Source organism: Pseudomonas fluorescens (assembly GCF_902497855.1).
Classification (GTDB): domain Bacteria; phylum Pseudomonadota; class Gammaproteobacteria; order Pseudomonadales; family Pseudomonadaceae; genus Aquipseudomonas; species Aquipseudomonas fluorescens_BI.
Genome location: NZ_CABVHU010000008.1, coordinates 59,425 through 84,351, shown reverse-complemented (window position 1 = coordinate 84,351; position 24,927 = coordinate 59,425). Strand labels below are relative to the sequence as shown.

General features: G+C 60.6%; 21 protein-coding genes. 16 read left to right on the top strand and 5 right to left on the bottom strand.

Annotated features, from left to right (window positions below):
• From F8N96_RS17160 to F8N96_RS17135, 5 genes are all read left to right on the top strand, one after another.
• On the top strand, positions 1-642 hold the full coding sequence (locus tag F8N96_RS17160) for a tetratricopeptide repeat protein (protein ID WP_150798800.1): 642 nt from the start codon (positions 1-3) through the stop codon (positions 640-642).
• Positions 635-1,786 carry an outer membrane protein assembly factor BamB gene (gene bamB / locus F8N96_RS17155; protein WP_150798799.1) on the top strand — a complete coding sequence of 384 codons (1,152 nt, stop codon included), beginning with the start codon at positions 635-637 and terminating at the stop codon, positions 1,784-1,786. The genes F8N96_RS17160 and bamB overlap by 8 nt, the downstream gene beginning before the upstream one ends.
• A gap of 235 nt (positions 1,787-2,021) precedes the next feature.
• Entirely contained in the window at positions 2,022-3,491 is a 1,470-nt protein-coding gene (der, locus tag F8N96_RS17145; protein WP_150798797.1) for a ribosome biogenesis GTPase Der, read from the top strand.
• 234 nt (positions 3,492-3,725) lie between these two features.
• Positions 3,726-4,874 carry a pyridoxal phosphate-dependent aminotransferase gene (locus F8N96_RS17140; protein WP_150798796.1) on the top strand — a complete coding sequence of 383 codons (1,149 nt, stop codon included), beginning with the start codon at positions 3,726-3,728 and terminating at the stop codon, positions 4,872-4,874.
• On the top strand, positions 4,862-5,653 hold the full coding sequence (locus F8N96_RS17135) for an amidohydrolase (RefSeq protein WP_150798795.1): 792 nt from the start codon (positions 4,862-4,864) through the stop codon (positions 5,651-5,653). Before F8N96_RS17140 ends, F8N96_RS17135 begins: the two co-directional genes overlap by 13 nt.
• A 183-nt stretch (positions 5,654-5,836) precedes the next feature.
• On the opposite strand, the gene leuA is transcribed toward F8N96_RS17135, so the two are convergent.
• Entirely contained in the window at positions 5,837-7,516 is a 1,680-nt protein-coding gene (leuA, locus tag F8N96_RS17130) for a 2-isopropylmalate synthase (protein WP_150798794.1), read from the bottom strand.
• A 397-nt stretch (positions 7,517-7,913) separates the two neighbouring features.
• On the opposite strand from leuA, the gene F8N96_RS17120 reads away from it, so the two are divergent.
• Positions 7,914-8,270: a hypothetical protein gene (locus F8N96_RS17120; RefSeq protein WP_150798793.1), complete on the top strand. Its 357-nt coding sequence runs from the start codon at positions 7,914-7,916 to the stop codon at positions 8,268-8,270.
• Positions 8,271-8,425: 155 nt separating this feature from the next.
• Here the strand turns inward: F8N96_RS17120 and F8N96_RS17115 are convergent, their stop codons facing one another.
• Both F8N96_RS17115 and xseA read right to left on the bottom strand, forming a co-directional pair.
• A complete protein-coding gene (locus F8N96_RS17115; RefSeq protein ID WP_150798792.1) occupies positions 8,426-9,247 on the bottom strand; it encodes a peptidoglycan DD-metalloendopeptidase family protein in 822 nt (273 codons plus the stop codon).
• A 3-nt stretch (positions 9,248-9,250) separates the two neighbouring features.
• The gene (xseA, locus tag F8N96_RS17110) at positions 9,251-10,630 is read right to left on the bottom strand and encodes an exodeoxyribonuclease VII large subunit (RefSeq protein ID WP_150798791.1); all 1,380 of its coding nucleotides are present in this window, start codon (positions 10,628-10,630) and stop codon (positions 9,251-9,253) included.
• A 179-nt stretch (positions 10,631-10,809) separates the two neighbouring features.
• Here xseA and F8N96_RS17105 point away from each other — a divergent pair, with 179 nt between their 5' ends.
• Together F8N96_RS17105 and F8N96_RS17100 are read left to right on the top strand one after the other, a co-directional pair.
• Entirely contained in the window at positions 10,810-11,577 is a 768-nt protein-coding gene (locus F8N96_RS17105; RefSeq protein ID WP_150798790.1) for a sulfite exporter TauE/SafE family protein, read from the top strand.
• A 162-nt stretch (positions 11,578-11,739) separates the two neighbouring features.
• Positions 11,740-12,288 carry a sugar ABC transporter ATPase gene (locus F8N96_RS17100; protein ID WP_150798789.1) on the top strand — a complete coding sequence of 183 codons (549 nt, stop codon included), beginning with the start codon at positions 11,740-11,742 and terminating at the stop codon, positions 12,286-12,288.
• Here the strand turns inward: F8N96_RS17100 and F8N96_RS17095 are convergent.
• Complete coding sequence (locus F8N96_RS17095; protein ID WP_150798788.1) at positions 12,255-12,440, bottom strand: hypothetical protein; 186 nt, start codon at positions 12,438-12,440, stop codon at positions 12,255-12,257. The two genes, F8N96_RS17100 and F8N96_RS17095, sit on opposite strands and share 34 nt — an antisense overlap.
• Before the next feature lie 137 nt (positions 12,441-12,577).
• Here F8N96_RS17095 and guaB point away from each other — a divergent pair, with 137 nt between their 5' ends.
• The 4 genes from guaB (at position 12,578) to F8N96_RS17075 (ending at position 16,832) form a co-directional block, all read left to right on the top strand.
• Positions 12,578-14,047 (top strand): IMP dehydrogenase, encoded by a 1,470-nt coding sequence (gene guaB / locus F8N96_RS17090; protein ID WP_150798787.1) that lies wholly within the window; start codon positions 12,578-12,580, stop codon positions 14,045-14,047.
• Between the two features lie 99 nt (positions 14,048-14,146).
• Complete coding sequence (guaA, locus tag F8N96_RS17085; protein WP_150798786.1) at positions 14,147-15,724, top strand: glutamine-hydrolyzing GMP synthase; 1,578 nt, start codon at positions 14,147-14,149, stop codon at positions 15,722-15,724.
• 306 nt (positions 15,725-16,030) lie between these two features.
• Positions 16,031-16,309 carry a hypothetical protein gene (locus F8N96_RS35430; protein WP_150798785.1) on the top strand — a complete coding sequence of 93 codons (279 nt, stop codon included), beginning with the start codon at positions 16,031-16,033 and terminating at the stop codon, positions 16,307-16,309.
• Positions 16,310-16,313: 4 nt separating this feature from the next.
• Entirely contained in the window at positions 16,314-16,832 is a 519-nt protein-coding gene (locus tag F8N96_RS17075) for a helix-turn-helix transcriptional regulator (protein WP_150798784.1), read from the top strand.
• Between the two features lie 10 nt (positions 16,833-16,842).
• Here the strand turns inward: F8N96_RS17075 and treR are convergent, their stop codons facing one another.
• A complete protein-coding gene (gene treR, locus F8N96_RS17070) occupies positions 16,843-17,547 on the bottom strand; it encodes a trehalose operon repressor (protein WP_150798783.1) in 705 nt (234 codons plus the stop codon).
• Between the two features lie 239 nt (positions 17,548-17,786).
• Here treR and treP point away from each other — a divergent pair, with 239 nt between their 5' ends.
• The 4 genes from treP to ptsP all read left to right on the top strand — a co-directional run bounded on the left by treP (position 17,787) and on the right by ptsP (position 24,926).
• Positions 17,787-19,229: a PTS system trehalose-specific EIIBC component gene (treP, locus tag F8N96_RS17065; RefSeq protein WP_150798782.1), complete on the top strand. Its 1,443-nt coding sequence runs from the start codon at positions 17,787-17,789 to the stop codon at positions 19,227-19,229.
• 117 nt (positions 19,230-19,346) lie between these two features.
• Complete coding sequence (gene treC, locus F8N96_RS17060) at positions 19,347-20,993, top strand: alpha,alpha-phosphotrehalase (protein WP_150798781.1); 1,647 nt, start codon at positions 19,347-19,349, stop codon at positions 20,991-20,993.
• Positions 20,994-21,099: 106 nt separating this feature from the next.
• Positions 21,100-22,323: a carbohydrate porin gene (locus F8N96_RS17055; protein WP_150798780.1), complete on the top strand. Its 1,224-nt coding sequence runs from the start codon at positions 21,100-21,102 to the stop codon at positions 22,321-22,323.
• 56 nt (positions 22,324-22,379) lie between these two features.
• Positions 22,380-24,926, top strand: a complete 2,547-nt coding sequence (ptsP, locus tag F8N96_RS17050) for a phosphoenolpyruvate--protein phosphotransferase (protein ID WP_150798779.1) — start codon at positions 22,380-22,382, stop codon at positions 24,924-24,926.
• The last annotated feature ends 1 nt before the right edge of the window (position 24,927 follow it).

Below are 24,927 nucleotides of genomic sequence, written 5' to 3'. Positions count from 1 at the left end.
GTGTCGAGTACCGAAGACGAACAGCTGGCGGATTTGAAGGACTGGTGGACACGCAACGGCAAGCCCCTGGTTACTGGCGGCCTGTTGGCGCTGGTCATCGTGTTCGGCTGGCAGGCCTGGCAGAAATATCAGAGCAATCAGTCGCAAGGCGCCTCGATTCTCTATCAGCAGTTGCTGGAAACCACGCTGACGCCAAGCGGCAAGCCCGATGCCGCCCGTGTTTCGGACCTGGCCGGCAAGCTCAACAGCGAGTTCGGCGGCAGCGCCTACGCGCAATACGGCAGCCTGTTCGTGGCGAAAGTCGCGGTCGACAGCGGCAAGCTGGATGACGCTGCCAGCGAGCTGAAAGCCATCGTCGCCAAACCGGCCAACCCGGCACTGGGCGAAATCGCCCGCCAGCGCCTGGCGCAGGTGCTGGCCGCGCAGGACAAGGCCGATGAAGCCCTGAAACTGCTCGAAGGCGATGCCAATACCGCTTTCCTGGCCACTCGCGAGGAACTCAAGGGCGACCTGCTGGTGCAGTTGGGTCGTACCGACGAAGCGAACGCGGCGTATCAGAAAGCCAAGGCGGCACTGTCGGATGAAGCGGCGGTAGGCGGCCTACAAATCAAGCTGGACGACCTGGCCAAAGGGGATGCGTGACGTGATTCGTTGGAAACATGCAGCATTGCTGGCTCTGGCCGTACTGGCCGCGGGTTGCAGCAGCAACAGCAAGAAAGAATTGCCGCCGGCCGAGTTGACCGACTTCAAGGAAGAAGTGGTTCTGCAAAAGCAGTGGAGTCGTTCGATCGGTGACGGTCAGGGCGAAACCTACAACATGCTGGTTCCGGCGATCGATGGCGATACCATCTATGCTGCCGACGTCACCGGTGAGGTGATGGCGCTGGATCGCAGCAATGGCGACGTCAAATGGGAAAAAGATCTGGATCTGCCTGTTTCCGGCGCCGTTGGCGTGGCTTACGGGTTGCTCACGATCGGTACGCTCAAGGGTGAAATCGTTGCCCTGGACGCCAGCAGCGGCGAAGAGAAATGGCGCGCACGCGTGTCCAGTGAAGTGCTCGCACCGCCGGCCAACAACGGTGACGTGGTGGTGGTCCAGACTCAGGACGACCGTCTGATCGGCCTGGACGCCGCTACCGGCACCCAGCGCTGGGTGTATGACAGCACGCCGGCGGTCCTGACCCTGCGCGGCACCAGTGCGCCGATCGTCACCAACCGCCTCGCGGTGGCCGGCCTGTCGACGGGTAAAGTGGTCGCGCTCGATATTTCCAACGGCGTGCCGGTGTGGGAACAGCGTGTAGCGATTCCACAGGGGCGTTCGGAACTGGAGCGTGTGGTCGATATCGACGGTGGCCTGCTGTTGTCCGGCAGTACGCTGTATGTCGCCAGCTACCAGGGTCGCGTTGCGGCACTGGACCTGGATAGCGGTCGTCAGCTCTGGCAGCGTGATGCTTCCAGCTATGCCGGTGTCGCCCAGGGTTTTGGCAGCGTCTATGTGAGCCTGTCTTCGGGCACTGTCGAAGGCGTCGACGAACGTTCCACCACAGCCTTGTGGAGCAACGATTCGCTGGCCCGCCGTCAACTGTCGGCTCCGGAAGTGTTCTCCAGCTACGTTGCAGTCGGTGACCTGGAAGGTTACCTGCACCTGCTGAGTCAGGTGGACGGTCGTTTCGTCGGCCGCGAACGCATCGACAGCGACGGCCTGCGCGCCCGTCCGCTGGTGGTGGGTGACACGATTTATGTGTATGGCAACAGCGGCAAACTGGAAGCCCTGACCATCAAGTAACAACTATGCTTGGGGTTTAACCCCCAAGCGGCTTCACTGTTTGTAGAACTGTAGGAGCGAGCTTGCTCGCGATGGACGCTAACGATTACGTTGACTGTCTGAATAAACGCGGTGTCCTGGCGTTTTTCGCGAGCAAGCTCGCTCCTACAGAAAAGCACACAGTGATTGTCCCGAGCACCAGCCGCTGCCTAGCAGCGGCTTTTGTATTTTCTGAAATAACGAAGTGGAGAGCCGCATGGTTCCCGTAATCGCCCTGGTGGGCCGACCGAACGTCGGCAAGTCCACCTTGTTCAACCGCCTGACCAGGACTCGCGACGCCATCGTCGGCGACTTGTCCGGTCTGACCCGTGATCGCCAGTACGGTGAGGCCAAGTGGCAAGGGCGTTCCTACATTCTGGTCGACACCGGCGGTATCTCCGGTGACGAGCACGGTATGGACGAAAAAATGGCCGAGCAGTCGCTGCTGGCCATTGAAGAAGCGGATGTCGTTCTATTCCTGGTAGATGCCAAGGCCGGTTTCACCGCCGCCGACCAGATGATCGCCGAGCATTTGCGCAAGCGTAACAAGCGTTCCTACGTGGTTGCCAACAAGGTCGACAACATCGACCCGGAAATGGCCCGCGCCGAATTCGCCCCGTTGGGCATGGGCCACGCGATCCCGATCGCCGGTGCTCATGGCCGTGGCATCACCCAGATGCTGGAAATCGCCCTGAGCGACTTCCCGAAAGACGAAGAAGAGCCGGAAGACGGCGAAGAAGAGATCGTTGCCGAAGGCGAGGAAGCCAAGCGCATTCCTGGCCCGAGCGAAAAAGACGGGATCAAGATCGCCATCATCGGCCGTCCGAACGTAGGCAAGTCGACCCTGGTCAACCGGATGCTCGGTGAAGACCGGGTCATCGTCTACGACCAGCCCGGCACCACCCGCGACAGCATCTACATCCCGTTCGAGCGTAACGACGAGAAGTACACGCTGATCGACACCGCCGGTGTGCGCAAGCGCGGCAAGATCCACGAAGAAGTCGAAAAATTCTCCGTGGTCAAAACCCTGCAGGCGATCAAAGACGCCAACGTGGTGATCTTCGTGATGGACGCCCGCGAAGGCGTTGTCGATCACGACCTCAACCTGCTGGGCTTCGCCATTGAGTCGGGCCGTGCGCTGGTTATCGCGATCAACAAGTGGGACGGCATGACGCCGAGCGAGCGCGACTTCGTGAAGGTCGAGCTGCAACGTCGACTGTTCTTCGTCGACTACGCCGACATCCACTTCATCTCGGCCCTGCACGGCACTGGCGTAGGCAACCTCTACGCCTCGGTACAGAACTCGTTCAAGTCCGCGGTCACCCGCTGGCCGACCAACCGCCTGACCCAGATCCTGGAAGATGCGGTCGGCGAGCACGCGCCACCGATGGTCAACAACCGCCGGATCAAGCTGCGTTATGCCCACTTGGGTGGCGCGAACCCGCCGATCATCGTGATCCACGGTAACCAGATCGAGAAAGTACCGAAGTCGTACGTCCGTTATCTGGAAAACACTTACCGTCGTGTCTTGAAGCTGGTCGGTACGCCGATCCGCATCGAGTTCAAGGGTGGCGAGAACCCGTACGAAGGCAACAAGAACTCACTCACCGACCGTCAGGTCAACAAGAAGCGCCGCATGATGTCTCACCACAAGAAGGCCGACAAAAAGCGCCGCGACAAGCGCTGATTCACGACTGCCGTTGATCGTTCCCACGCTCCCGCGTGGGAATGCATCCAGTGACGCTCTGCGTCACATCAGCGTGGACGCGGAGCGTCCAAGGCGGCATTCCCACGCAGAGCGTGGGAACGATCAATATATAGAGGGGCGCCGGTTGGCGCCCTTTTTTTATGGGCGCCGGATGGGCTATCCTCGGGCTCTCCCGCGCCGTCGTAGAGCCGGGTGTAGAGCAGGGACTCACCGATGATTACCAGCAAGCTGCCGAATGTCGGCATCACTATCTTCACGCAAATGTCTCAGCTCGCGGCGCAGACCGGGGCGCTGAACCTGTCCCAGGGTTTTCCCGATTTCGATGGCCCGCAGGCCCTGCGCGATGCGGTCTGCCGGCATATCGCCAGTGGCCACAACCAGTATTCGCCGATGACCGGCCTGCCGGTGTTGCGTCAGCAGATTGCGGCAAAGATCGCCCGCAGCTATGGCGTCGACGTCGATGCCGACGAGGAAGTGACGGTCACGCCCGGCGCGACCCAGGCGATTTTCTGTGCCATTCAGGCGGTTATCCACAGCGGCGACGAAGTGATCGTGTTCGATCCTGCCTACGACAGCTATGAGCCTTCGGTGGTGCTGGCAGGTGGTCGTTGCGTGCATGTGCAACTGGGCCTGACGGACTTCTCCATCGACTTCCAGAAACTCGCGCAAGCCATTACACCGCGCACGCGGATGATCATCCTCAATACCCCGCACAACCCCAGCGGTGCACTGATCAGCCATGCCGAGCTGGATCAGCTGGCGACCTTGATCCGCGACCGTGACATCTATGTGGTCAGCGACGAAGTCTATGAACACCTGGTGTTCGACGGCGTGCCACATGCCAGCGTGCTGGCCCACGAAGAGCTGTACCGGCGCGCCTTCGTGGTCAGCTCCTTCGGCAAGACCTATCACGTCACCGGCTGGAAAACCGGCTATGTGGTCGCACCACCGGCCCTCACCGCCGAGCTGCGCAAGGTGCACCAATACGTCAGTTTCTGCGGCGTGACGCCGTTGCAATTCGCCTTGGCCGATTACATGGCCGAACACCCGGAACATGTGGACGAACTGCCTGGTTTCTATCAGGCCAAGCGGGATCTGTTCTGCGACCTGCTGACGCCATCGCGCTTCAGCTTCTCCCGAGTGGCTGGCACTTACTTCCAGCTGGTCGATTACTCGCAGATCCGCCCGGACCTGAACGACGTCGAGATGGCGCTGTGGATGACCCGCGAGCATGGCGTGGCGAGCATCCCGATCTCGGTGTTCTACCAGACGCCACCGGTCGGCCAGCGCCTGGTGCGCCTGTGCTTCGCCAAACGCGAGGAGACCCTGCGTGAAGCAGCGGAAAAATTATGCGTGATCTGAGTGCACTGCCCAATCTGAACATCGCGCTGATCCAGACCACCCTGGCCTGGCACGACCGCCAGGCCAACCTGGAGCATTTCGCGCAACTGCTGGAGCAGGCGCGCGGTGCCGACCTGATCATCCTGCCGGAGATGTTCACCACCGGCTTCTCCATGGAATCGGAAACACTCGCCGAACCTGAGAACGGTCCGACCAGCAAATGGCTGCGCGTGCAGGCGGCGAAATTCGATGCGGTGATTACCGGCACCCTCATCGTCCAGGCCGCCGACGGCAGCCATCGCAATCGCCTGTTGTGGGCGCGGCCGGACGGGGAGGTGTTGCACTACGACAAGCGCCATCTGTTCCGCATGGCCGGCGAGCACAACCACTTCACCCCCGGCGAGCGCCAGGTGCAGTTCGAGCTCAAGGGTTGGCGCATCCGGCCGCTGATTTGCTACGACCTGCGGTTCCCGGTGTGGAGCCGCGATGCCCAGGACACCGACCTGTTGCTGTATACCGCCAACTGGCCGGGGGCGCGGCGTCAGCACTGGAACCGGTTGCTGCCGGCGCGGGCGATCGAGAACCTGTGCTACGTGGCGGCGGTGAATCGGGTGGGGACTGATGGCAAGGGCTTTGCGTATACCGGTGACAGTCAGGTACTGGATTTCCAGGGTGAGACGTTGCTGAGTGCGGGGGAGGCGGATGGGGTGTTTCAGGTGGTGCTCAATGCGGCGGAGCTGCAAGCCTACCGGACGCGGTTTCCGGCTAATCTGGATGCCGATACCTTCGAGTTCACCTAACCGATCGTTCCTACGCTCTGCGTGGGAATGCAGCCCGGGACGCTCCGCGTCCCATAAGCAGCCGAACGCGGAGCGTCCGTAGAGGCATTCCCACGCAGAGCGTGGGAACGATCAAAATACACAGGCAAACAAAAAGGCCCCAAGGTTCTCACCAAGGGGCCTTTTGCATTTCAGTGACGGTGTTTACGCCGCTTTCGCTTCCGGCTGGCTCAACGAGCGGTTCAGCGCACTGAACAGTGCCTTGAAGCTGGCCGTGGTGATGTTTTCATCGATCCCCACACCATGCACCGCACGCTCACCGTTCACTCGCAGTTCAATGTAGGCCGCAGCCTTGGCATTGGTGCCCGCGCCGATGGCGTGTTCGTTGTAGTCCATGATTTCCACCGGGATCGGCAGGCCGGCCACCAGCGCTTCCAGGGCGCCGTTGCCCTTGCCGCGCCAGTGCAGGTTGGTTTCGCCCTGGCCCTTGCTGGCCACTTCCACTTCGACGGCGCTGTGACCGTTTTCTTCCTGCAGGCGATGGCTGACCAGCGCGTACGGGGTGTTGGCTTGCAGGTATTCGCTGATCAACAGCGAGTGAATCTGCTTGGCGGTCATTTCCAGGCCCAGACGGTCGGTTTCACGCTGCACGACCTGGCTGAACTCGATCTGCATGCGGCGCGGCAAGCTGATGCCGTATTCCTGTTCCAGCAAGTAAGCGATGCCGCCCTTGCCCGACTGGCTGTTGACGCGGATCACCGCCTCATAGCTGCGGCCGATGTCGGCCGGGTCGATCGGCAAGTACGGCACTTCCCACAGGGCGTCCGTTTTTTGCTGGGCGAAGCCCTTGCGGATCGCATCCTGGTGCGAGCCGGAGAACGCGGTGTGCACCAGGTCGCCGACGTATGGGTGACGCGGGTGCACCTGGATCTGGTTGCACTCTTCGACGACTTTGCGCACGCCGTCGATGTCGGAGAAGTCCAGCTCAGGGTGCACGCCCTGGGTGTAGAGATTCAAGGCCACGGTCACCAGGTCGACGTTGCCGGTACGCTCGCCGTTGCCGAACAGGCAGCCTTCGACGCGATCGGCGCCGGCCATCAGGCCCAGCTCGGTGGCGGCAACGCCGGTGCCACGGTCGTTGTGGGTGTGCAGGCTGATGATCACGCTGTCACGACGGTTGATGTGACGGCCAAACCATTCGATCTGGTCGGCATAGATGTTCGGGGTGGCGCATTCGACGGTGGCCGGCAGGTTGAGGATCATCTTGTGCTCGGGCGTCGGGTTCCAGACCTCGATCACCGCGTCGCAGACTTCCTTGGCGAACTCCAGTTCGGTCGCGCTGAAGGTTTCCGGCGAGTACTCGAAGGTCCACTCGGTGTCTGGCTGCATGGCTGCATATTTGACGAACAGCTTGGCCGCGCTGACGGCGATTTCCTTGATCCCGTCCTTGTCCTGGTTGAAGACGATGCGGCGGAAGGAAGGGGAGGTCGCGTTGTACAGGTGAACGATGGCTTTCTTCGCGCCGCGCAGGGATTCGAAGGTGCGCTCGATCAAGTCTTCACGGCCCTGGGTCAGCACCTGGATGGTGGTGTCGTCCGGGATGTGGCCGCCTTCGATCAGGGTCCGCACGAAGTCGAAGTCGGTTTGCGAAGCGGCCGGGAACGAGGCTTCGATTTCTTTCACGCCCACTTGCACCAGGGTTTTCCAGAAACGCAGCTTCTTGGTCGCGTCCATGGGCTCGATCAGCGACTGGTTACCGTCACGCAGGTCGGAACTGCACCAGATCGGCGCGGCGGTGATGGTCTTCGACGGCCAGGTGCGGTCCGGGATGTCGATGGTCGGGAACGCGCGGTATTTCGAAGACGGGTCTTTGAGCATGCTCATCGGGAAATCCTTGTTGTGTGGGCCGAAAAGAGGCGGCCTGCCGGTGGATCAAAATGTTCTTGGGAAAAGCGTGGGGCGAGGCACTGCGATTCAGCCCGGCAGTCGTGCACTGACGAGGCACAGGCTGCGGTGCTGGCGACGCTGAATGAGGGTGTGAGAGGTTTTCATGTCTTCAACCCTAACCTCGAGGGGAAAGGATGGCAAGCGGTCGAAAAAAATTGAGAGGAATACTCGTAACGGCGTGATTATCGAGATTTTATTGCGGTAATTGGTGCTGATTGTTTTTATGGTTGCGCGAGGTTTGAGCGATGCGCAATTGAAAGTTGCAGCCTTTGTCTCGGCCGGCGCAGCTATGCTTAAAGCCTGAACCAGGCGACGTGGGAAGCAGGAGTCGGCTATGAACGAATCGGATTGGAAGTTATATAGCGCGCTGCGTCCGGTGGCCCATGAGCGGATGTGTATCCGGATCATGGAAGAGGTCGAGCGGATGGTGCTGGATAAAAGCCTGGCGCCTTATGAGCGTATCGAAGCCAGTGAGGAGAGGCTGAAGGCCGGTCAGCAGGAGTTGTATTGGGCGTTTGGTGTTTTCAGTCATTCCCGAAGTGAAGCGCCGGCTCATTTGCTGGGGTTGTGTACACATGAGTTGATCACACCTGAGGAGTTGGCGGGTTTCTCGCAGGAAACCCGGGCCTGGATCGAGGAGTGTCTGGCGCACAGGGAAATTCATGGGATTGAGGATCTGGAGGCGGAATAGGCGGTTTATTTCTGTGGTTACGTTTGCGCCTGTGATGCCGCCTTCGCTGGCAAGCCAGCTCCTACAGGGATCGATGGTGTACATGGAAATCAAGTTCACCCGATCACTGTAGGAGCTGGCTTGCCAGCGAAGGGGCCGTCAGCCTCACCGAAGATTCAGGGCTGAAATGCACCAATGAAGATCGCCGGATCCACCCGCGCATCATTCAGGCTGACATTCCAGTGCATATGCGGCCCGGTCGCCCGGCCAGTCGCGCCGACCTTGCCCACCACACCGCCACGCGCCAACTGCTGCCCAACCTTCACATCAATCTTCGACATGTGACAGAACATGCTGATAAAGCCCTGCCCATGATCGACAAACACCGTGTTGCCATTAAAGAAGTAGTTGCCGACCAGGATCACCTTGCCCGCCGCCGGGGTCTTGATCGGCGTGCCCGCCGGCACCGCGAAATCCAGGCCTGCATGGGGATTGCGCTCTTCACCATTAAAAAACCGGCGCACACCAAACTTGCTCGACAACGGCCCGTTGACCGGTTTGTCCAGCAACAGGTTGCTCGGGGTATTCGGACTGAAACTGCGGTAAGCCTGGATCTGCTCGGCCAACTCGCCCTCGATGCGCTTGAGATTGTCCGGGTCCGGATTGACCTGTTGTTTGTTCTTCAGGGTGATGCGCTGTTCCGGGTATTTCTTGCTGCCAACGGTGAAACTCAGATTGCGATGACCGCTGCTGATTTGCTGCGTGCCCGGTTTGACCGTCAGCGGCACGCCGACAATCGCCAACCAATTGTTCTGTTCCTTGACCACCAATACCGGTTTGCCCTGATAGCTGGCCTTCGGCGCCTGGGCGGCGGTGCCCAGATCCACGACAGCCACGCCACCCGGCACCGGCTTGTTCAGCAGGCGGGTGATGTAACTGTCGGCATGGGCGTTGAAGGTCAGGCACAGCAACAGCAGCGGAGCGAAAAAGCGCGGCATGGATCAATCCAGTAAAGAGAGGGTGACAGGCGTCAGGTGATTGTCTTCGACCCGCACTTGCAGCTCGCCTTCGCCGAGTCTGGCTTTGAGGCGTTGGCCGGTGTGGGTTTGCGCAGCGTTGCGGATCGCGTTGCCGCGCTCGTCCATCAGAATGCTGTAGCCACGGCTGAGCGTCGCCAGGGGGCTGACCACATGCAGCGTCTGCATCTGGCTTTGCAGTTGCAAGCGGCGGTTCTTGAGGCCTTCGCGCATGGCCCGGGGCAGGCGTTCGGCAAAGCTGTCGAGGCGCTGACGGAGCATCGCCAGCTGCCGACCGGGATGTTGCCCGGCCAGGCGGGTTTCCAGGCGGATCAGGCGTTCGCGACGGGTATTGAGGCTGCGCTCGAAGGCGCGGCGCAGGCGCATGTCCAGGTCATCCAGGCGCTGCGCCTGCTGACGCAAACGTTCGCCGGGATGACGCAGGCGGCGGGACATGCCTTCCAGGCGCAGCCGATCACGCATCAAGCGGTCGCGGATACGCATCACCAACCGTCGATGCAGGCTCTCGACCCGACGCACCAGGTCGCTGGAGTCCGGCGCGAGCAGTTCGGCGGCAGCGGAAGGCGTCGGGGCACGCACGTCGGCCACGAAGTCGCTGATCGACACGTCGGTTTCATGGCCGATGGCGCTGACAATCGGCGTCACACAAGCGTCCACGGCGCGGGCCACGGCTTCTTCGTTGAAACACCAGAGGTCTTCCAGCGAACCGCCGCCACGGGCCAGGATCAACGCGTCAAAGCCACGGGCGTCCGCCAGTTTCAGCGCGCGGACAATCTGCGCGGTGGCTTCGCGACCTTGAACGGCGGTGGGGATCAGCGTCAGCTGCACCTGCGGCGCGCGACGGCGGAACACACTGATGATGTCGCGGATCACCGCGCCGGTGGGCGAACTGATGATGCCGATGCGTTGCGGGTGCGCCGGCAGCGGCACCTTGCGTTCGGCACTGAACAGGCCCTCGGCGCTGAGCTTTTCTTTCAATGCATCGAAGGCCAGGCGCAGTGCGCCGTCGCCGGCCGGCTCCACGGTGTCGAGGATCAGCTGATAATCGCCACGGCCCTCGAACAGCGAGACCTTGCCGCGCACCTTGACCGCCAGGCCATCCTTCAACGCCTGGCGCACCCGCGCCGCGTTCTGCCGGAACAGCGCGCAACGCACTTGGGCGCCGCTGTCCTTGAGGGTGAAATACACATGACCGGACGCCGGGCGCGCGAGGTTGGAGATTTCGCCTTCGACCCAGATATTGCTGAACACGTCTTCGAGCAACACCCGCGCGCGGCCGTTGAGCTGGCTGACAGTCAGGACTTCCCGGTCCAGGCCGAGTCTTGCAAAGGGATCTTTAATCATGGGGCGCAGTTTAAAGGCATTCGGCGAACAATCTCCATGAGTCAACGCAAATCCCTTCGTAGGAGCGAGCTTGCTCGCGAAGGTGTGTCAGTTGACACTGATCTGGCTGATACACCTTCGCGAGCAAGCTTGCGCCTACAAGGGGTACAGTCAGGCGCTGACTTCAAGGAAGATCTGGAATGGACGTGTTTGAACTGTTGAATCAATGGCCCTTCGGCGCCACCGACTGGCTGGTGATTGGCCTGGGCATCGCCCTGGCCTATATCGTGTTCGGCATTGCCGGTTTCGGCACCGCGCTGGTGGCGGGGCCAATACTGATCCTGTTCATGCCCCTGTCGAAGATCGTGCCGCTGCTGGTGCTGCTGGATTTCGTCGCGGCGTTTGGCAATCTGCTGCCCTCGAGGCGGGATGTGGCCAGGCCCGAGTTGCTGCGCTTGTTGCCTTGCATGGCGGTGGGCTGCAGCCTGGGGGTGATTTTCCTGCTGAACCTGCATTCCGATGTGTTGCTGCTGTTGATGGGGCTGTTTATCAGCGCCTATGCGATTTACAGCCTGTGGGTCAAAACCCGTCCGACGCAATTGTCCGCCGCCTGGGCCGTGCCGATGGGTACGGTGGGCGGGATGTTCGGGGCGCTGTTTGGCAGTGGCGGCTTTTTATATGCGATCTATTTGAACAGCCGGCTGCCCAAGGAGGCGGCGAGGGCAACGCAGAGCGCGCTGATCAGTTGCAGCACTGTGGTGCGTTTGAGCCTGTTTGCCGTCGCGGGTGTGTATGCCGAGCTACCCTTGTTGGTATTGGCGCTGTGTTTATTGCCGGCCATGGCAGTGGGGCTGTGGATCGGTCGGCGGTTGACCATGAGGTTGTCTCGCGAGGCGTTCGTGCGGCTGGTGACCTGGTTGGTGCTGGCCAGCGGGATTGCCTTGATCGGGCGGTATTTGAGCACTTGACCGGATTTCGTCAGGGATTAAGCTGCCGGCCGCAGATCCTGTGGGAGCGAGCCTGCTCGCGAAGACGGTTTAACATTCAATATTAATGTCGACTGACACACCGCCTTCGCGAGCAGGCTCGCTCCCACAAGGTTGACCATTCAGTATCTGTAGGCTTGCACCATGAACTCTCAAAGCATCATCGTCCCGAAAATCTCCACGCTGCCGGTGCACGAACCCCGGGCCCGGGCGGTCGTGCGTTGGCTGGTGCGCAAGAACATCATCAAGGAAGAACTGACCACCTGCGGCCGCACCGGCAACCGCATGGCCCACGCCATCGGCGACGGCGCCCGTGCAGTGGTGCTGCATCCGCAAGCCCTGCCGTTCGGCGAGCCGGTCAATGGCCTGGAGATCATCACCAAGCGCTGCATCTATACACCGGCCAAGGGCTTCCTCGAAGAAGCCGGCTGCGCCGAGTGCCGCAAGGAAATCGGCGAAGCGTTGTTCGAAAGCCTGGAAGACTGGATGCCAGGGCGCACCGATAATTTCACCTGCCCCGAGTGCGGGCATGAAGACGACATCAACGGTTTCCTGTTCCTGCAGGAGTGCGGCTTTTCCAATCTGGGATTCATTTTCAACAATTGGGCCGAGGCCGGGTTCAAGCAGAGCTTTATCGACGAGTTTGCCGATTGGCTGGATCAGCCGGTGAGCTGGGTTAAGGTCGAGTTGTAACGGAAACCGAAACCGTCGCCGTAACCGTAACCGTAACCGTAACCGTCACCGAAACCGAAACCAAAACCGAAACCAAAACCGAAACCGAAACCCGTAGGAGCGAGGCTTGCCCGCGAAGCTTTTAGCGCCAGTGATGACGCCTTCGCGGGCAAGCCTCGCTCCTACGGGATTTGTGTAACAAAATCCCCGTCGATCACCGCATCGATAATAGACAGAGTTTTACATTGAACCCGAGGGGGTGTCTGACTATAATGGCGCGCTTCCATTTTCCCGCTCGGGAGCCCCCGCGATGCTGCGTATCAGCCAAGAAGCTCTGACATTCGACGACATTCTCCTAGTGCCCGGTTATTCCGAGGTGCTTCCTAACGAAGTCAGTCTCAAGACCCGCCTTACCCGTGGCATCGAGCTGAATATTCCTCTGGTTTCTGCCGCCATGGACACCGTTACTGAAGCCCGTCTGGCAATTGCCATGGCTCAGGAAGGTGGCATCGGCATCATCCACAAGAACATGACCATCGAGCAGCAAGCTGCCGAAGTGCGCAAGGTCAAGCGTTACGAAGCCGGCGTGGTCAAGGATCCGATCACCATCGAGGCTGACGCCACGGTGCGTGAACTGTTCGAACTGACCCGCCAGCACAACATCTCCGGCGTTCCGGTGCTGCACAATGGCGACCTGGTCGGCATCGTCACTTCCCGTGACGTGCGGTTCGAAAACCGTCTGGAAGCCACCGTCCGTGACGTGATGACGCCTAAAGAGCGCCTGGTCACGGTCAAGGAAGGCGCCGACAAGAACGACGTTCGCGAGTTGCTGCACAAGCACCGCATCGAACGCGTGCTGATCGTCGACGACAAATTCGCCCTCAAAGGCATGATGACCGTCAACGACATCGAAAAAGCCAAGGCTTACCCGCTGGCCAGCAAGGACGATCAAGGCCGTCTGCGCGTTGGCGCTGCAGTCGGTACCGGAAAAGACACCGGTGAGCGCGTCGCTGCCCTGGTCAACGCCGGTGTTGACGTAGTCGTAGTCGACACTGCTCACGGCCACTCCAAAGGCGTGATCGACCGCGTGCGCTGGGTCAAGCAGAACTTCCCTGAAGTGCAGGTCATCGGCGGCAACATCGCCACCGGCGCTGCCGCCAAGGCCCTGGCCGAAGCCGGCGCCGACGCCGTCAAGGTCGGTATCGGCCCAGGCTCGATCTGCACCACCCGTATCGTCGCCGGTGTCGGCGTCCCGCAAATCAGTGCCATCGCCAACGTCGCCGCCGCCCTTGAAGGCACTGGCGTGCCGTTGATCGCCGACGGCGGCATCCGTTTCTCCGGTGACCTGTCCAAGGCCATCGTGGCCGGTGCTTCCTGCGTGATGATGGGCTCGATGTTCGCCGGTACCGAAGAAGCGCCAGGCGAGATCGAACTGTTCCAGGGTCGTTCGTACAAGGCTTATCGCGGCATGGGTTCGCTGGGCGCCATGTCCCAGGCCCAGGGCTCGTCCGACCGATACTTCCAGGACTCCTCCGCGGGTGCCGAGAAGCTGGTTCCGGAAGGCATCGAAGGGCGTGTTCCGTACAAGGGCAGCTTGAGTGCGATCATCCATCAACTGATGGGCGGCCTGCGTTCCTCGATGGGCTACACCGGCAGCGCCGACATCGAAGAAATGCGCACCAAGCCTGAGTTCGTGCGGATCACCGGTGCCGGTATGGCCGAGTCCCACGTCCACGACGTACAGATCACCAAAGAAGCGCCAAACTACCGCGTAGGTTGAGGCTTCAAGCAAATCGTTAAGCAACCGGGGCTGTTCTATTCAGCCCCGAGTTGTTTCTGAATCACGACTGTTTCTGAATTATTAAGACGAGACTGAATCATGGCCCTCGACATTCACGCCCACCGCATCCTGATCCTCGACTTCGGTTCCCAGTACACCCAGCTGATTGCCCGCCGCGTGCGTGAAATCGGCGTGTACTGCGAACTGCATCCGTTCGACATGGATGACGAAGCGATTCGCGAATTCGCTCCCAAAGGCGTCATTCTCGCCGGCGGCCCCGAGTCCGTGCACGTCGCCGACAGTCCGCGCTGCCCGCAAGCGGTGTTTGACCTGGGCGTACCGGTCTTCGGTATCTGCTACGGCATGCAGACCATGGCTGAACAGCTGGGTGGCAAGGTCGAAGGTTCCGAGCTGCGTGAGTTCGGTTATGCCCGTGTCGACGTGGTCGGCAAGAGCCGCCTGCTCGACGGTATCGAAGACCACATCGACGCCGACGGCATGTTCGGCCTCGACGTGTGGATGAGCCACGGTGACAAGGTCACCAAGATGCCGGAAGACTTCCACATCCTGGCCAGCACCCCGAGCTGCCCGATTGCCGGCATGTTCAACGATGCCCGCGGCTACTACGGCGTGCAATTCCACCCGGAAGTGACCCACACCAAGCAGGGCGGCCGCATCCTCTCGCGCTTCATCCTCGACATCTGCGGCTGTGAAGCCCTGTGGACGCCGTCGAAGATCGCTGAAGACGCCATCGCCAACATTCGCGCCCAGGTCGGCACCGACAACGTACTGCTCGGCCTGTCCGGCGGTGTGGACTCCTCGGTGGTTGCCGCGCTGCTGCACAAAGCCATTGGCGACCAATTGACCTGCGTCTTCGTCGACAACGGCCTGCTGCGTCTGCACGAAGGCGAGCAAGTGATGGCCATGTTCGCCGAGAACATGGGTGTCAAGGTGATCCGCGCCAACGCTGAAGATCAGTTCCTGAACAACCTGGCCGGCGAGTCCGACCCGGAGAAGAAGCGCAAGATCATCGGTCGTACCTTCATCGACGTCTTCGATGCCCAGTCCAACAAACTGGACAACATCAAGTACCTCGCCCAAGGCACCATCTACCCGGACGTGATCGAGTCGGCTGGCGCCAAAAGCGGCAAGGCCCACGTGATCAAGTCGCACCACAACGTGGGTGGCCTGCCGGAAGAAATGAACCTCAAGCTGGTTGAACCCCTGCGCGAGCTGTTCAAGGACGAAGTCCGCCGTCTGGGTCTGGAACTCGGCCTGCCGTACGACATGGTCTACCGTCACCCGTTCCCGGGCCCGGGCCTGGGTGTGCGGATCCTCGGCGAAGTGAAGAAGGAATACGCCGACCTGCTGCGTCGCGCCGACCACATCTTCATCGAAGAACTGCGCAAGGCCGACTGGTACCACAAGGTCAGCCAGGCCTTCGTGGTGTTCCAGCCGGTGAAATCGGTTGGCGTGGTCGGCGATGGCCGTCGTTACGCCTGGGTCGTGGCTCTGCGTGCCGTGGAAACCATCGACTTCATGACTGCGCGTTGGGCGCACCTGCCTTACGAACTGCTGGAAACCGTCAGCGGCCGGATCATCAATGAAATCGAAGGCATCTCCCGCGTCACGTACGACGTGTCGAGCAAGCCGCCAGCGACGATCGAGTGGGAGTGATCCCGCGCTGACGCCCTGGCAAACAGGGCGTTAACCGATACACCAAACCCCGGCTCAGGCCGGGGTTTTGTTTTTTCGGTCAGGCAAAAATCAGGCGGTAGACCGGTTATGTGTAAGCAGAAAATACCTTGGCAACGCCCTGAAAGACATGCGCCATCCTCCATTCTCAGCCTCGTCTGTACTCTCTTCGGAACAATCTTCCAGGCCTGTCCGGACTGTCTTTGCAGCTCGAAGGGTACGGGTAGATTTTTCTTCTAGGTTGTCAATTGACAACCGTCGATATACTACGGAGACTGGAGGCTATGGATGGCTCGTGCATCTCACCCGAAAAAAGAAATCGAAATGGCCCTGCGTCACGCCGAAGAGCGAGGCTGGCGGATAGAAGTCGGCGGCAGTCACGCCTGGGGAAAGATCTACTGCCCTTTCAGACATGACCTCTGTCGCTGTGGCGAATTCTGTATCACCAGTGTGTGCAGCACGCCGAGGAACCCTTTCAACCATGCGAGGGCACTACGGCGAGTGGTCGATAACTGTACGACGCAGCAGGTGATGGACGGGAAGTCGGCACCTCGGCTCAAGGAGTAATTCAATGGACTACATTTTCACCCTCAAATATCAACTCGCCCAGGGCGATAGCGATCCTGACGTATTGGTCGAACGCTTATACACCGAAGGATGCGATGACGCGTTGGTCGGTGTCGGGCTGCCCGGCCGACTGGCGTTGGAGTTTACCCGCGAGGCGGTGACTGCCGAGGCGGCGCTGTTGAGCGCGCTGATGGACATCAAGCGCATCATTCCTGACGCGCGTCTGGTGGAGGTAGCGCCGGACTTCGTCGGTCTGACGGACATTGCCGACATCGTCGGCGTTTCGCGACAGAACATGCGCAAACTGATGCTCACTCACGGCAGCAGCTTCCCGTTGGCCGTGCACGAGGGCAAGGCCTCGGTCTGGCACCTGGCTGAGGTGCTGAGCTGGCTGGAGGCCAAGGGCGGCTACAACCTCGAACAACCGGTCATCGAGGTCGCCCGTATCGCGCAAAGCGTCAATCTCGTCAAGGAGTCGCGCCGGGTTGTCGCCCTGGGCGCCGAGTGGCAGGCCCTGGTTTGAGGTCACCCTCTCAGCGCCGTGCCACATCCGAAAAGTAGAACTTGTCCAGGGTGTGCCGCGATTCGGTGTACTCGAACTGCCTGCCATCCTGCAAAAAAGTCTGGTTGCTGACCACTATCACATGGCTCTGGCCATCCAGGTCCAGGTGTTGCTGGTCGTCCTTGCTCCGCGGCACCGCTTCGATGGTGCGCTGGGCATAGGCGATTTGCAGTTGCAGGGTCTGCTCGATAAAGGCGTAGATCGAGTGCTCGGCGATGTCGCGGGACAGGCCGGGGATCACGTCGCTGACGAAATGGTTGATGTCGAGGATCACCCGTTTGCCGTCGATCCGCCGCACGCGTTTGATCCGGACGATCAGGCTGCCTTGTTCAGCCTGGATGTGTTCGAGCAACGCACCTTCTAGAGGGAGCTGGGTGAATTCGACTACTTCAGTACTGACGTCGTTGCCCAACCGCGGGTAGGTCTCCTGGAAGCTGACGATGCCGCCGAGCTGAAATTCGATCGGGTTGGTCGACAGCACGAAGGTGCCTTTGCCATGGACCTTCTGGGCGAAACCGCGTTCCTGAAGTTGTTCGATGGCCTTGCGCACGGTGCCGCGACTGGCCTGGTAGCTGTCCATCAGTTCGCTTTCGGACGGCAATCGGGCGCCGCGTTCCAGACGTTCGGTGGTGATACTGGCAAGCAGATCGCTGTAGATCTGGTTGTATTTACTCATGGGGATGGCTCTGTGCCGCAATGCTCAAGGGTTTGAACCTTAAGGGTCGGGTAGGGAATTGTCCATGCGGGTTTGGATTTCGTCCCTTTCGGATGTAGGAAATTTCATGGTCTGTAGGTTTGGGAGATTTTAAACAATTTGAAACTCGTCTGTACGAGTTGTTGCTTTAACTCGTACAGACGAGTATTTTTCATGTCGGCGTGCTGCCAATAACAAAAAACTACAGCGGAAGATCAAGCATGAGCCACGACTATCCGAACATCGTCACCGAGTTGCTGCACAGCCTCGGTGGCAGCGACAACCTCGAGCAGGCCGCGCACTGTGTCACTCGGCTGCGCCTGGCCCTCAAGGACCCGAGCCTGGTCGACAGCGCCACGCTGAACCAGATTGACCTGGTCAAGGGTTCGTTCTTCACCGGTGGTCTGTTCCAGGTGGTCATCGGTCCCGGCGAGGTGGAAAAGGTCTACGCCGAATTGCGCCGTCAAACCGGTCTCGCAGCGTCAACCATCGCCGACGTTAAACAGAAAAGCGCCGATAAGATCAACGCCATGCAACGGCTGGTGCGGGTGTTTTCCGATGTGTTCATGCCGATCCTGCCGGCACTGATCATTGCCGGCCTGCTGATGGGCATCAACAACCTGATCGGCGCCAGGGGCATGTTCATCGAGGGTCAGACCCTGCTGGACGCCTACCCGAAACTTGACGGGCTCTGGAGCCTGATCAATCTGATGGCCAACACCTCGTTCGTGTTCCTGCCGGCGCTGGTGGGCTGGTCGGCGGCCAAGCGGTTTGGCGGCAGCGAAATCCTCGGCATCGTGCTCGGCCTGATGCTGGTGCATCCGGATCTGCTCAACGCCTGGAACTACGGCAAGGCGGTGGCCGGGCTGGAAGGGCAGAGCCTGCCGTATTTCGACATCCTCGGATTGTTCCAGATCGAGAAGGTCGGCTATCAGGGGCAAATACTGCCGATCCTGCTGGCTGCCTACGTCATGAGCGTCATCGAGAAATGGCTGCGGGCGCGGGTGCCGAACGCGGTGCAATTGCTCGTAGTGCCGATCACCACCATCGTCGTCACAGGCGTGCTGGCGCTGGCTGTTATCGGCCCGGTGACGCGACACCTGGGCATCCTCATCACCGAAGGCGTGGTCATGCTGTTCGACCTGGCGCCGATGGTCGGCGGCGCGATCTTCGGTCTGCTCTACGCGCCGCTGGTGATCACCGGCATGCATCACATGTTTCTTGCGGTCGACTTGCAGCTGATCTCGACCCAGGGCGGTACGTTCATCTGGCCGATGATCGTCATGTCCAACCTCGCCCAGGGCAGCGCGGCACTGGCTGTGTTCTACATGACCCGTAATGTGCGGGACAAGAGCATGGCCTCGACCTCGGCGATTTCCGCCTACTTCGGCATCACCGAGCCGGCCATGTTCGGGGTCAACCTGCGCTACAAGTTCCCGTTTTATGCCGCCCTGATCGGCTCGGCCCTGGGCTGCATCTTCCTGTCGCTGAACAAGGTCCAGGCTTCGGCCATCGGCGTTGGCGGGTTACCGGGTTTCATCTCGATCATTCCGCAGTTCATTCCGATGTTCGTGATCGGGATGGTGATTGCCATGGTCGTGCCGTTTGTTTTGACCTGTGGTTTGAGCATGAAAATCGTTCGGCCGGGCTATCGGGTCGCCTGACAGATCGTATTCGCGAGCAGGCTCGCTCCCACAGGGGAACGCGATCACCTGTAGGAGCTGGCTTGCCAGCGAAGGGGCCATACCGGTCACCGCATCAATAATTGAAGGAACTCAGCCATGCAAGACTGGCAACGCTCGGTGATCTACCAGATCTACCCGAAAAGCTTTCACAGCCACGCCGGCAACCCCACGGGTGATTTGCTCGGTGTCGTGGCCAAGCTCGACTACCTGCACTGGCTTGGCGTCGATTGCCTGTGGATCACCCCGTTCCTGCGTTCGCCCCAGCGCGACAACGGTTACGACATCAGTGATTACTACGCCATCGATCCGAGCTACGGGACCATGGCCGATTGCGAGTTGCTGATCGCCGAGGCCGGCAAGCGCGGGATCAAGCTGATGCTTGATATCGTGGTCAACCACACCTCCATCGAGCACAGCTGGTTCCAGCAGGCCCGCAGCAGCCTCGACAACCCGTACCGCGACTTCTATATCTGGCGCGACCAGCCGAACAGGTGGGAATCCAAGTTCGGCGGTTCGGCCTGGGAGTACGAGGCGCAGACCGGTCAGTACTTCCTGCACCTGTTCGACCACACCCAGGCCGACCTGAACTGGGACAACCCCCAGGTGCGCGCCGAAGTCTTCAAGATGATGCGCTTCTGGCGGGACAAGGGCGTCGGTGGTTTCCGCCTGGACGTGATCAACCTGATCTCGAAACCGGCGGACTTCCCCGACGACGACAGCGACGGCCGACGCTTCTATACCGACGGCCCGAACGTCCATGAATACCTGCAGCAAATGCACCGCGAAGTGTTCGAGGGCCATGACCTGATCAACGTCGGCGAGATGTCGTCTACCAGCCTGGAACACTGCATTCGTTACTCGCGGCCGGCGTCGAAAGAACTGTCGATGACCTTCAACTTTCATCACTTGAAGGTCGATTACCCGAACCTGCAGAAATGGATTCGCGCCGACTTCGACTTTCTCGAACTCAAGCGCATTCTTTCCGACTGGCAGACCGGCATGCAGGCCGGCGGTGGCTGGAATGCGCTGTTCTGGTGTAACCACGACCAGCCACGGGTGGTCTCGCGTTTTGGCCATGACGGCGAATATCGGGTGGTGTCGGCGAAGATGCTCGGCACCGCGCTGCATTTACTCCAGGGCACGCCATTCGTGTACCAGGGCGAGGAGTTGGGTATGACCAATCCGGGGTTCGATCACATCGATCAGTACCGCGATGTCGAAACACTGAATATCTTCCGGCTCAAGCGCGAGGCGGGTGCCAGTGACGCCGACAACATGGCGGCGATCATGCAGAAGTCCCGGGACAACGGTCGTACGCCGATGCACTGGAACGCCGAGCCGAACGCAGGCTTCAGTGCGGCCGAGCCCTGGATCGGCGTGCCGGCCAACTCGGCACAGATCAACGTCGCCACCCAACTCGATGACCCGGATTCCGTGCTGCATCACTACCGTCGGCTGATCGCCCTGCGTCGTACCGAAGCGCTGATATCCGACGGCGTCTACCGGCAATTGCTGCCTGAACACCCACAACTCTGGGCGTATGTGCGAGAAGGCCAGGGCGAGCGTTTGCTGGTGCTGAACAACTTCTACGGCACGCCCTGCGAAGTCCTGCTGCCGGATGAAGTGATCAGCGAGGCGATGGCCCAGCGTCTGGTCATCAGCAACTACCCGGACTGTCCACCGCGAAACCGGCAGGTCTCTTTGCGGCCCTATGAGTCGCTGGTTTTGCACCTGACCGACTGACCGACCACTAAAAAACACCGGTTTTAAAAAACACGCAGAACGCTGCGCGGGGGATTTTTGCGCGTCGATTTTGCGGGTGCACACAATAAAAATAATGGGGTGGTTCTTGAAAACAACAATAAATCGCAGTCTTGCGTTCGCGTGCGTATGCCTGGCATTGCCGCTTTCAGCCCAGGCGCTGGAGTTCGGCGGTTACTTGCGCAGCGGCGTCGGTACGTCGGTCAACAGCAGTTCCCAATCATGTTTCCAGTTGCCGGGTGCGCAAACGAAATATCGTCTGGGTAACGAATGTGAGCAATATGGAGAATTGGAGTTGCGCCAGGATCTGTTCACCCTGGACGACGGGTCGGTGCTCAGCGTCGACGGCATGGCCTCGCTGTATAACAAGTACGACCGTGGCCTGACATTCAAGGGCGATAACGGTTCGGTGCGCCTGCCGCAGCTGTACGCGCAATGGTCGAATATGCCCGGCCTGAACGGCGGCTCGCTATGGGCCGGTCGGCGTTATTACAAGCGCAACGATATACATATTTCCGACTTCTACTACTGGAACCAGAGCGCCACCGGCGGCGGTATCGAGGACGTGTTGATCGGCGACCTGAAATACAGCTACGCCTTCTCGCGCAAAGACAACCTGTACCAGAAGGACTACATCAACCGCCACGATTTCAATATCGCCGGCTTCGACACCAACCCCGGCGGTGAACTGGAGTTCGGCCTGAGCTACATCGACAAACCCGACAGTCGCGATGCACACCGTGGCTGGGCCATCGCCACCCAGCATGTGCAACAAGGTTTTCTGGGCGGCAAGAACAAACTGGCCTTCCAGTACGGCGAAGGCCCCGGCACCGGGTTGGGCTATACCGGTAACGTGAAGCTCGATGACAGCAACAAGAGCTACCGGGTCGTGGAGTTCTTCGACTGGCAAGTGACGCCGCGGTTTGGCGGCCAGGTCCAGGCCGTTTACCAGAAAGATGTGCGTCCGGATGGCAGGGATCAGAACTGGATGTCCGTGGGTGTTCGTCCGGCCTACGCGCTCACCGAACAGTTCAAACTGGTCACCGAGTTGGGGCACGATCAGGTGGACGCCACGGGCGGCACGCGCAAGCTGAGCAAGTTCACCTTCGCCCCGACCTGGTCGCCCAAGGGGCCGGAATTCTGGGCGCGGCCCGAAGTGCGGCTGTATTACACCTATGCCAGCTGGAATCAGGCGGCCAAACGGGCAGCCAATGAACTGGCGAAGGGTTCGGCGTTGTCGGACACCGGCGCCTTTGGCACGGCGCGACACGGTGCGAATGTCGGATTGCAGGTCGAATACTGGTGGAACTGAACGCCGCCTACCCGCAATCGCTAGTCTTTTATAAAGAACAAACAGCAGGTGACGTCATGGCCACACCCCAACAATTGCAACTGCTGGCACCTTTGTCCGGCGTGCTGATGCCGCTGGATCAGGTACCGGACCCGGTATTCTCGACTCGTGTGATCGGCGACGGCCTGTGCATCGATCCAACCTCGCAAACCCTGAGTGCGCCGCTGGCCGGGGTGATCAGCAATGTCCAGGCCAGTGGGCATGCCATCAGCATCACCGACGACAATGGCGTGCAGGTGTTGATGCACATCGGGCTCGACACGGTGAACCTGGCCGGCAAGGGTTTTACCCGGTTGGTGGAGGAAGGCCAGCGGGTTGAGGCAGGGCAGGCGCTGATCGAGTTCGATGCCGATTACATCGCCTTGCACGCCCGTAGTCTGTTGACCTTGATGCTGGTGGTCAGCGGTGAGCCCTTTACGTGGTTATCGCCTGAAACCGGCATGGTGGAAGGGGGCCAGCCGCTGGTGAGCTTGCATTGCGTCGAGCGGATAGCCGATGAGCCGGCACCGGAAGAAGGCGAGGCGCTGTTCTCCAAACCTGTGACGCTGGCCAATCCAAATGGCTTGCATGCCCGTCCCGCCGCAGTGTTCGCCCAGGCTGCCAAAGGTTTTTCGGCGAGCATTTATCTGCATAAACAGCAGGAGAGCGCCAACGCCAAATCCCTGGTGGCAATCATGGCGTTGCAGACCGCCTTTGGCGACACCGTGCAAGTCAGCGCGGCGGGCCAGGATGCCGAAAAGGCGATCGATACGCTGGAGGCATTGCTGACCTCTGGCTGTGGGGAAACAGTGTCGGTGTCGGTGTCGGTGTCGGTGTCGGCGCCAGTCGAGGCGCTGGAGCCTTCATCGTCGAAGGTGTTGCGCGGCGTCTGTGCGTCACCGGGGTCAACCTTTGGTCAGGTGGTGCAGATCGCCGAACAGAGGCTTGAGGTGAGCGAGCCCGGCAGGGGGGCGCAGGTTGAGCGCGAGCAGCTCGCGCGCGCCTTGGCCCAAGCGGATCTGGCTTTGCAGCTTTTGCGTAACAAGGCCACCGGGGATGCCCAGGCAGAGATCTTCAAGGCCCATCAGGAACTGCTCGAAGACCCGAGCCTGCTGGATCAGGCCGATGCGCTGATCAGCGAAGGCAAGAGCGCGGCGTTTGCCTGGCGCGCAGCGACCGAGGCGACGGCAGCCTTGTTCAAAGGCTTGGGCAGTGCATTGCTGGCCGAGCGTGCGGCGGACCTGGCGGATGTCGGCCAGCGGGTGCTGATGCTGATCCTCGGCGTGCAGGATCAAGCGATCGAGCTGCCCGAAGGGGCGATCCTGATCGCCGATCAATTGACGCCGTCCCAGACCGCCGGGCTCGATACCCGCAAGGTCCTGGGTTTTGCCACGGTCGGTGGTGGTGCCACCAGCCACGTCGCGATTCTCGCACGGGCCGCCGGTTTGCCGGCCATTTGCGGGTTGCCCGCCCAGGTACTGGCGCTGAGGAACGGCAGCCTGGTGTTGCTCGACGCCGACAAGGGCGAGCTGCACCTGGACCCGGAGCTGGCGGCCATCGAGCAACTGCGGGTCGATCGTCAGCGTCAGGAGCAACGCCATCAGCATGTCCTGGCACACGCAATGCAGGCCGCCTGCACCCGTGATGGTCATCACGTCGAAGTAACGGCCAACATCGCCTCGCTGGGCGAGGCCGAGCAGGCCATGACCCTGGGCGGCGAGGGCGTAGGCCTGTTACGTTCGGAGTTTCTGTATCTGGATCGCAACCACGCGCCGAGCCATGAAGAACAGGCCCGCACTTACAGCGCTGTCGCAAGTGCCCTGGGGCCATCACGCAGTCTGGTGGTGCGCACCCTGGATGTCGGCGGCGACAAGCCTCTGGCCTATGTACCGATGGCCAGCGAAACCAACCCGTTCCTCGGCATGCGCGGCATTCGCTTGTGCCTGGAGCGTCCGCAGCTGTTGCGCGATCAGTTCAAGGCCATCCTTGCCTGCGCAGGACTGGCGCGTCTGCACATCATGCTGCCGATGGTCACGCAGTTGTCGGAGCTGCGACTGGCCCGGCAGCTGCTTGAGGAAGAGGCCCTGGCATTGGGTCTCGATGAACTGCCGAAGCTGGGGATCATGATCGAAGTGCCGGCTGCGGCGCTGATGGCCGACCTGTTTGCGCCGGAGGTGGATTTCTTCTCGATCGGCACCAACGATCTGACCCAGTACACACTGGCCATGGACCGCGATCACCCACGCCTGGCCGCTCAGGCCGATAGCTTTCATCCGTCGGTGCTGCGCCTGATCGCCAGTACCGTCAAGGCCGCCCATGCCCACGGCAAATGGGTCGGCGTGTGTGGGGCCATGGCTTCCGAGACACTGGCGGTGCCGTTGTTGCTGGGCCTTGGGGTGGACGAACTGTCGGTGAGCGTGCCGTTGATTCCGGCGATCAAGGCCGCGGTTCGCGAAGTGGACCTGGTGGACTGCCAGGCCATCGCCCAGCAGGTGCTGGGACTGGACAGCGCCGAGCAGGTGCGCGAGGCACTGCGGTTGTACCACGAGGCAACGGTCGATAATTCACTGATTCTGGAGAACTGAA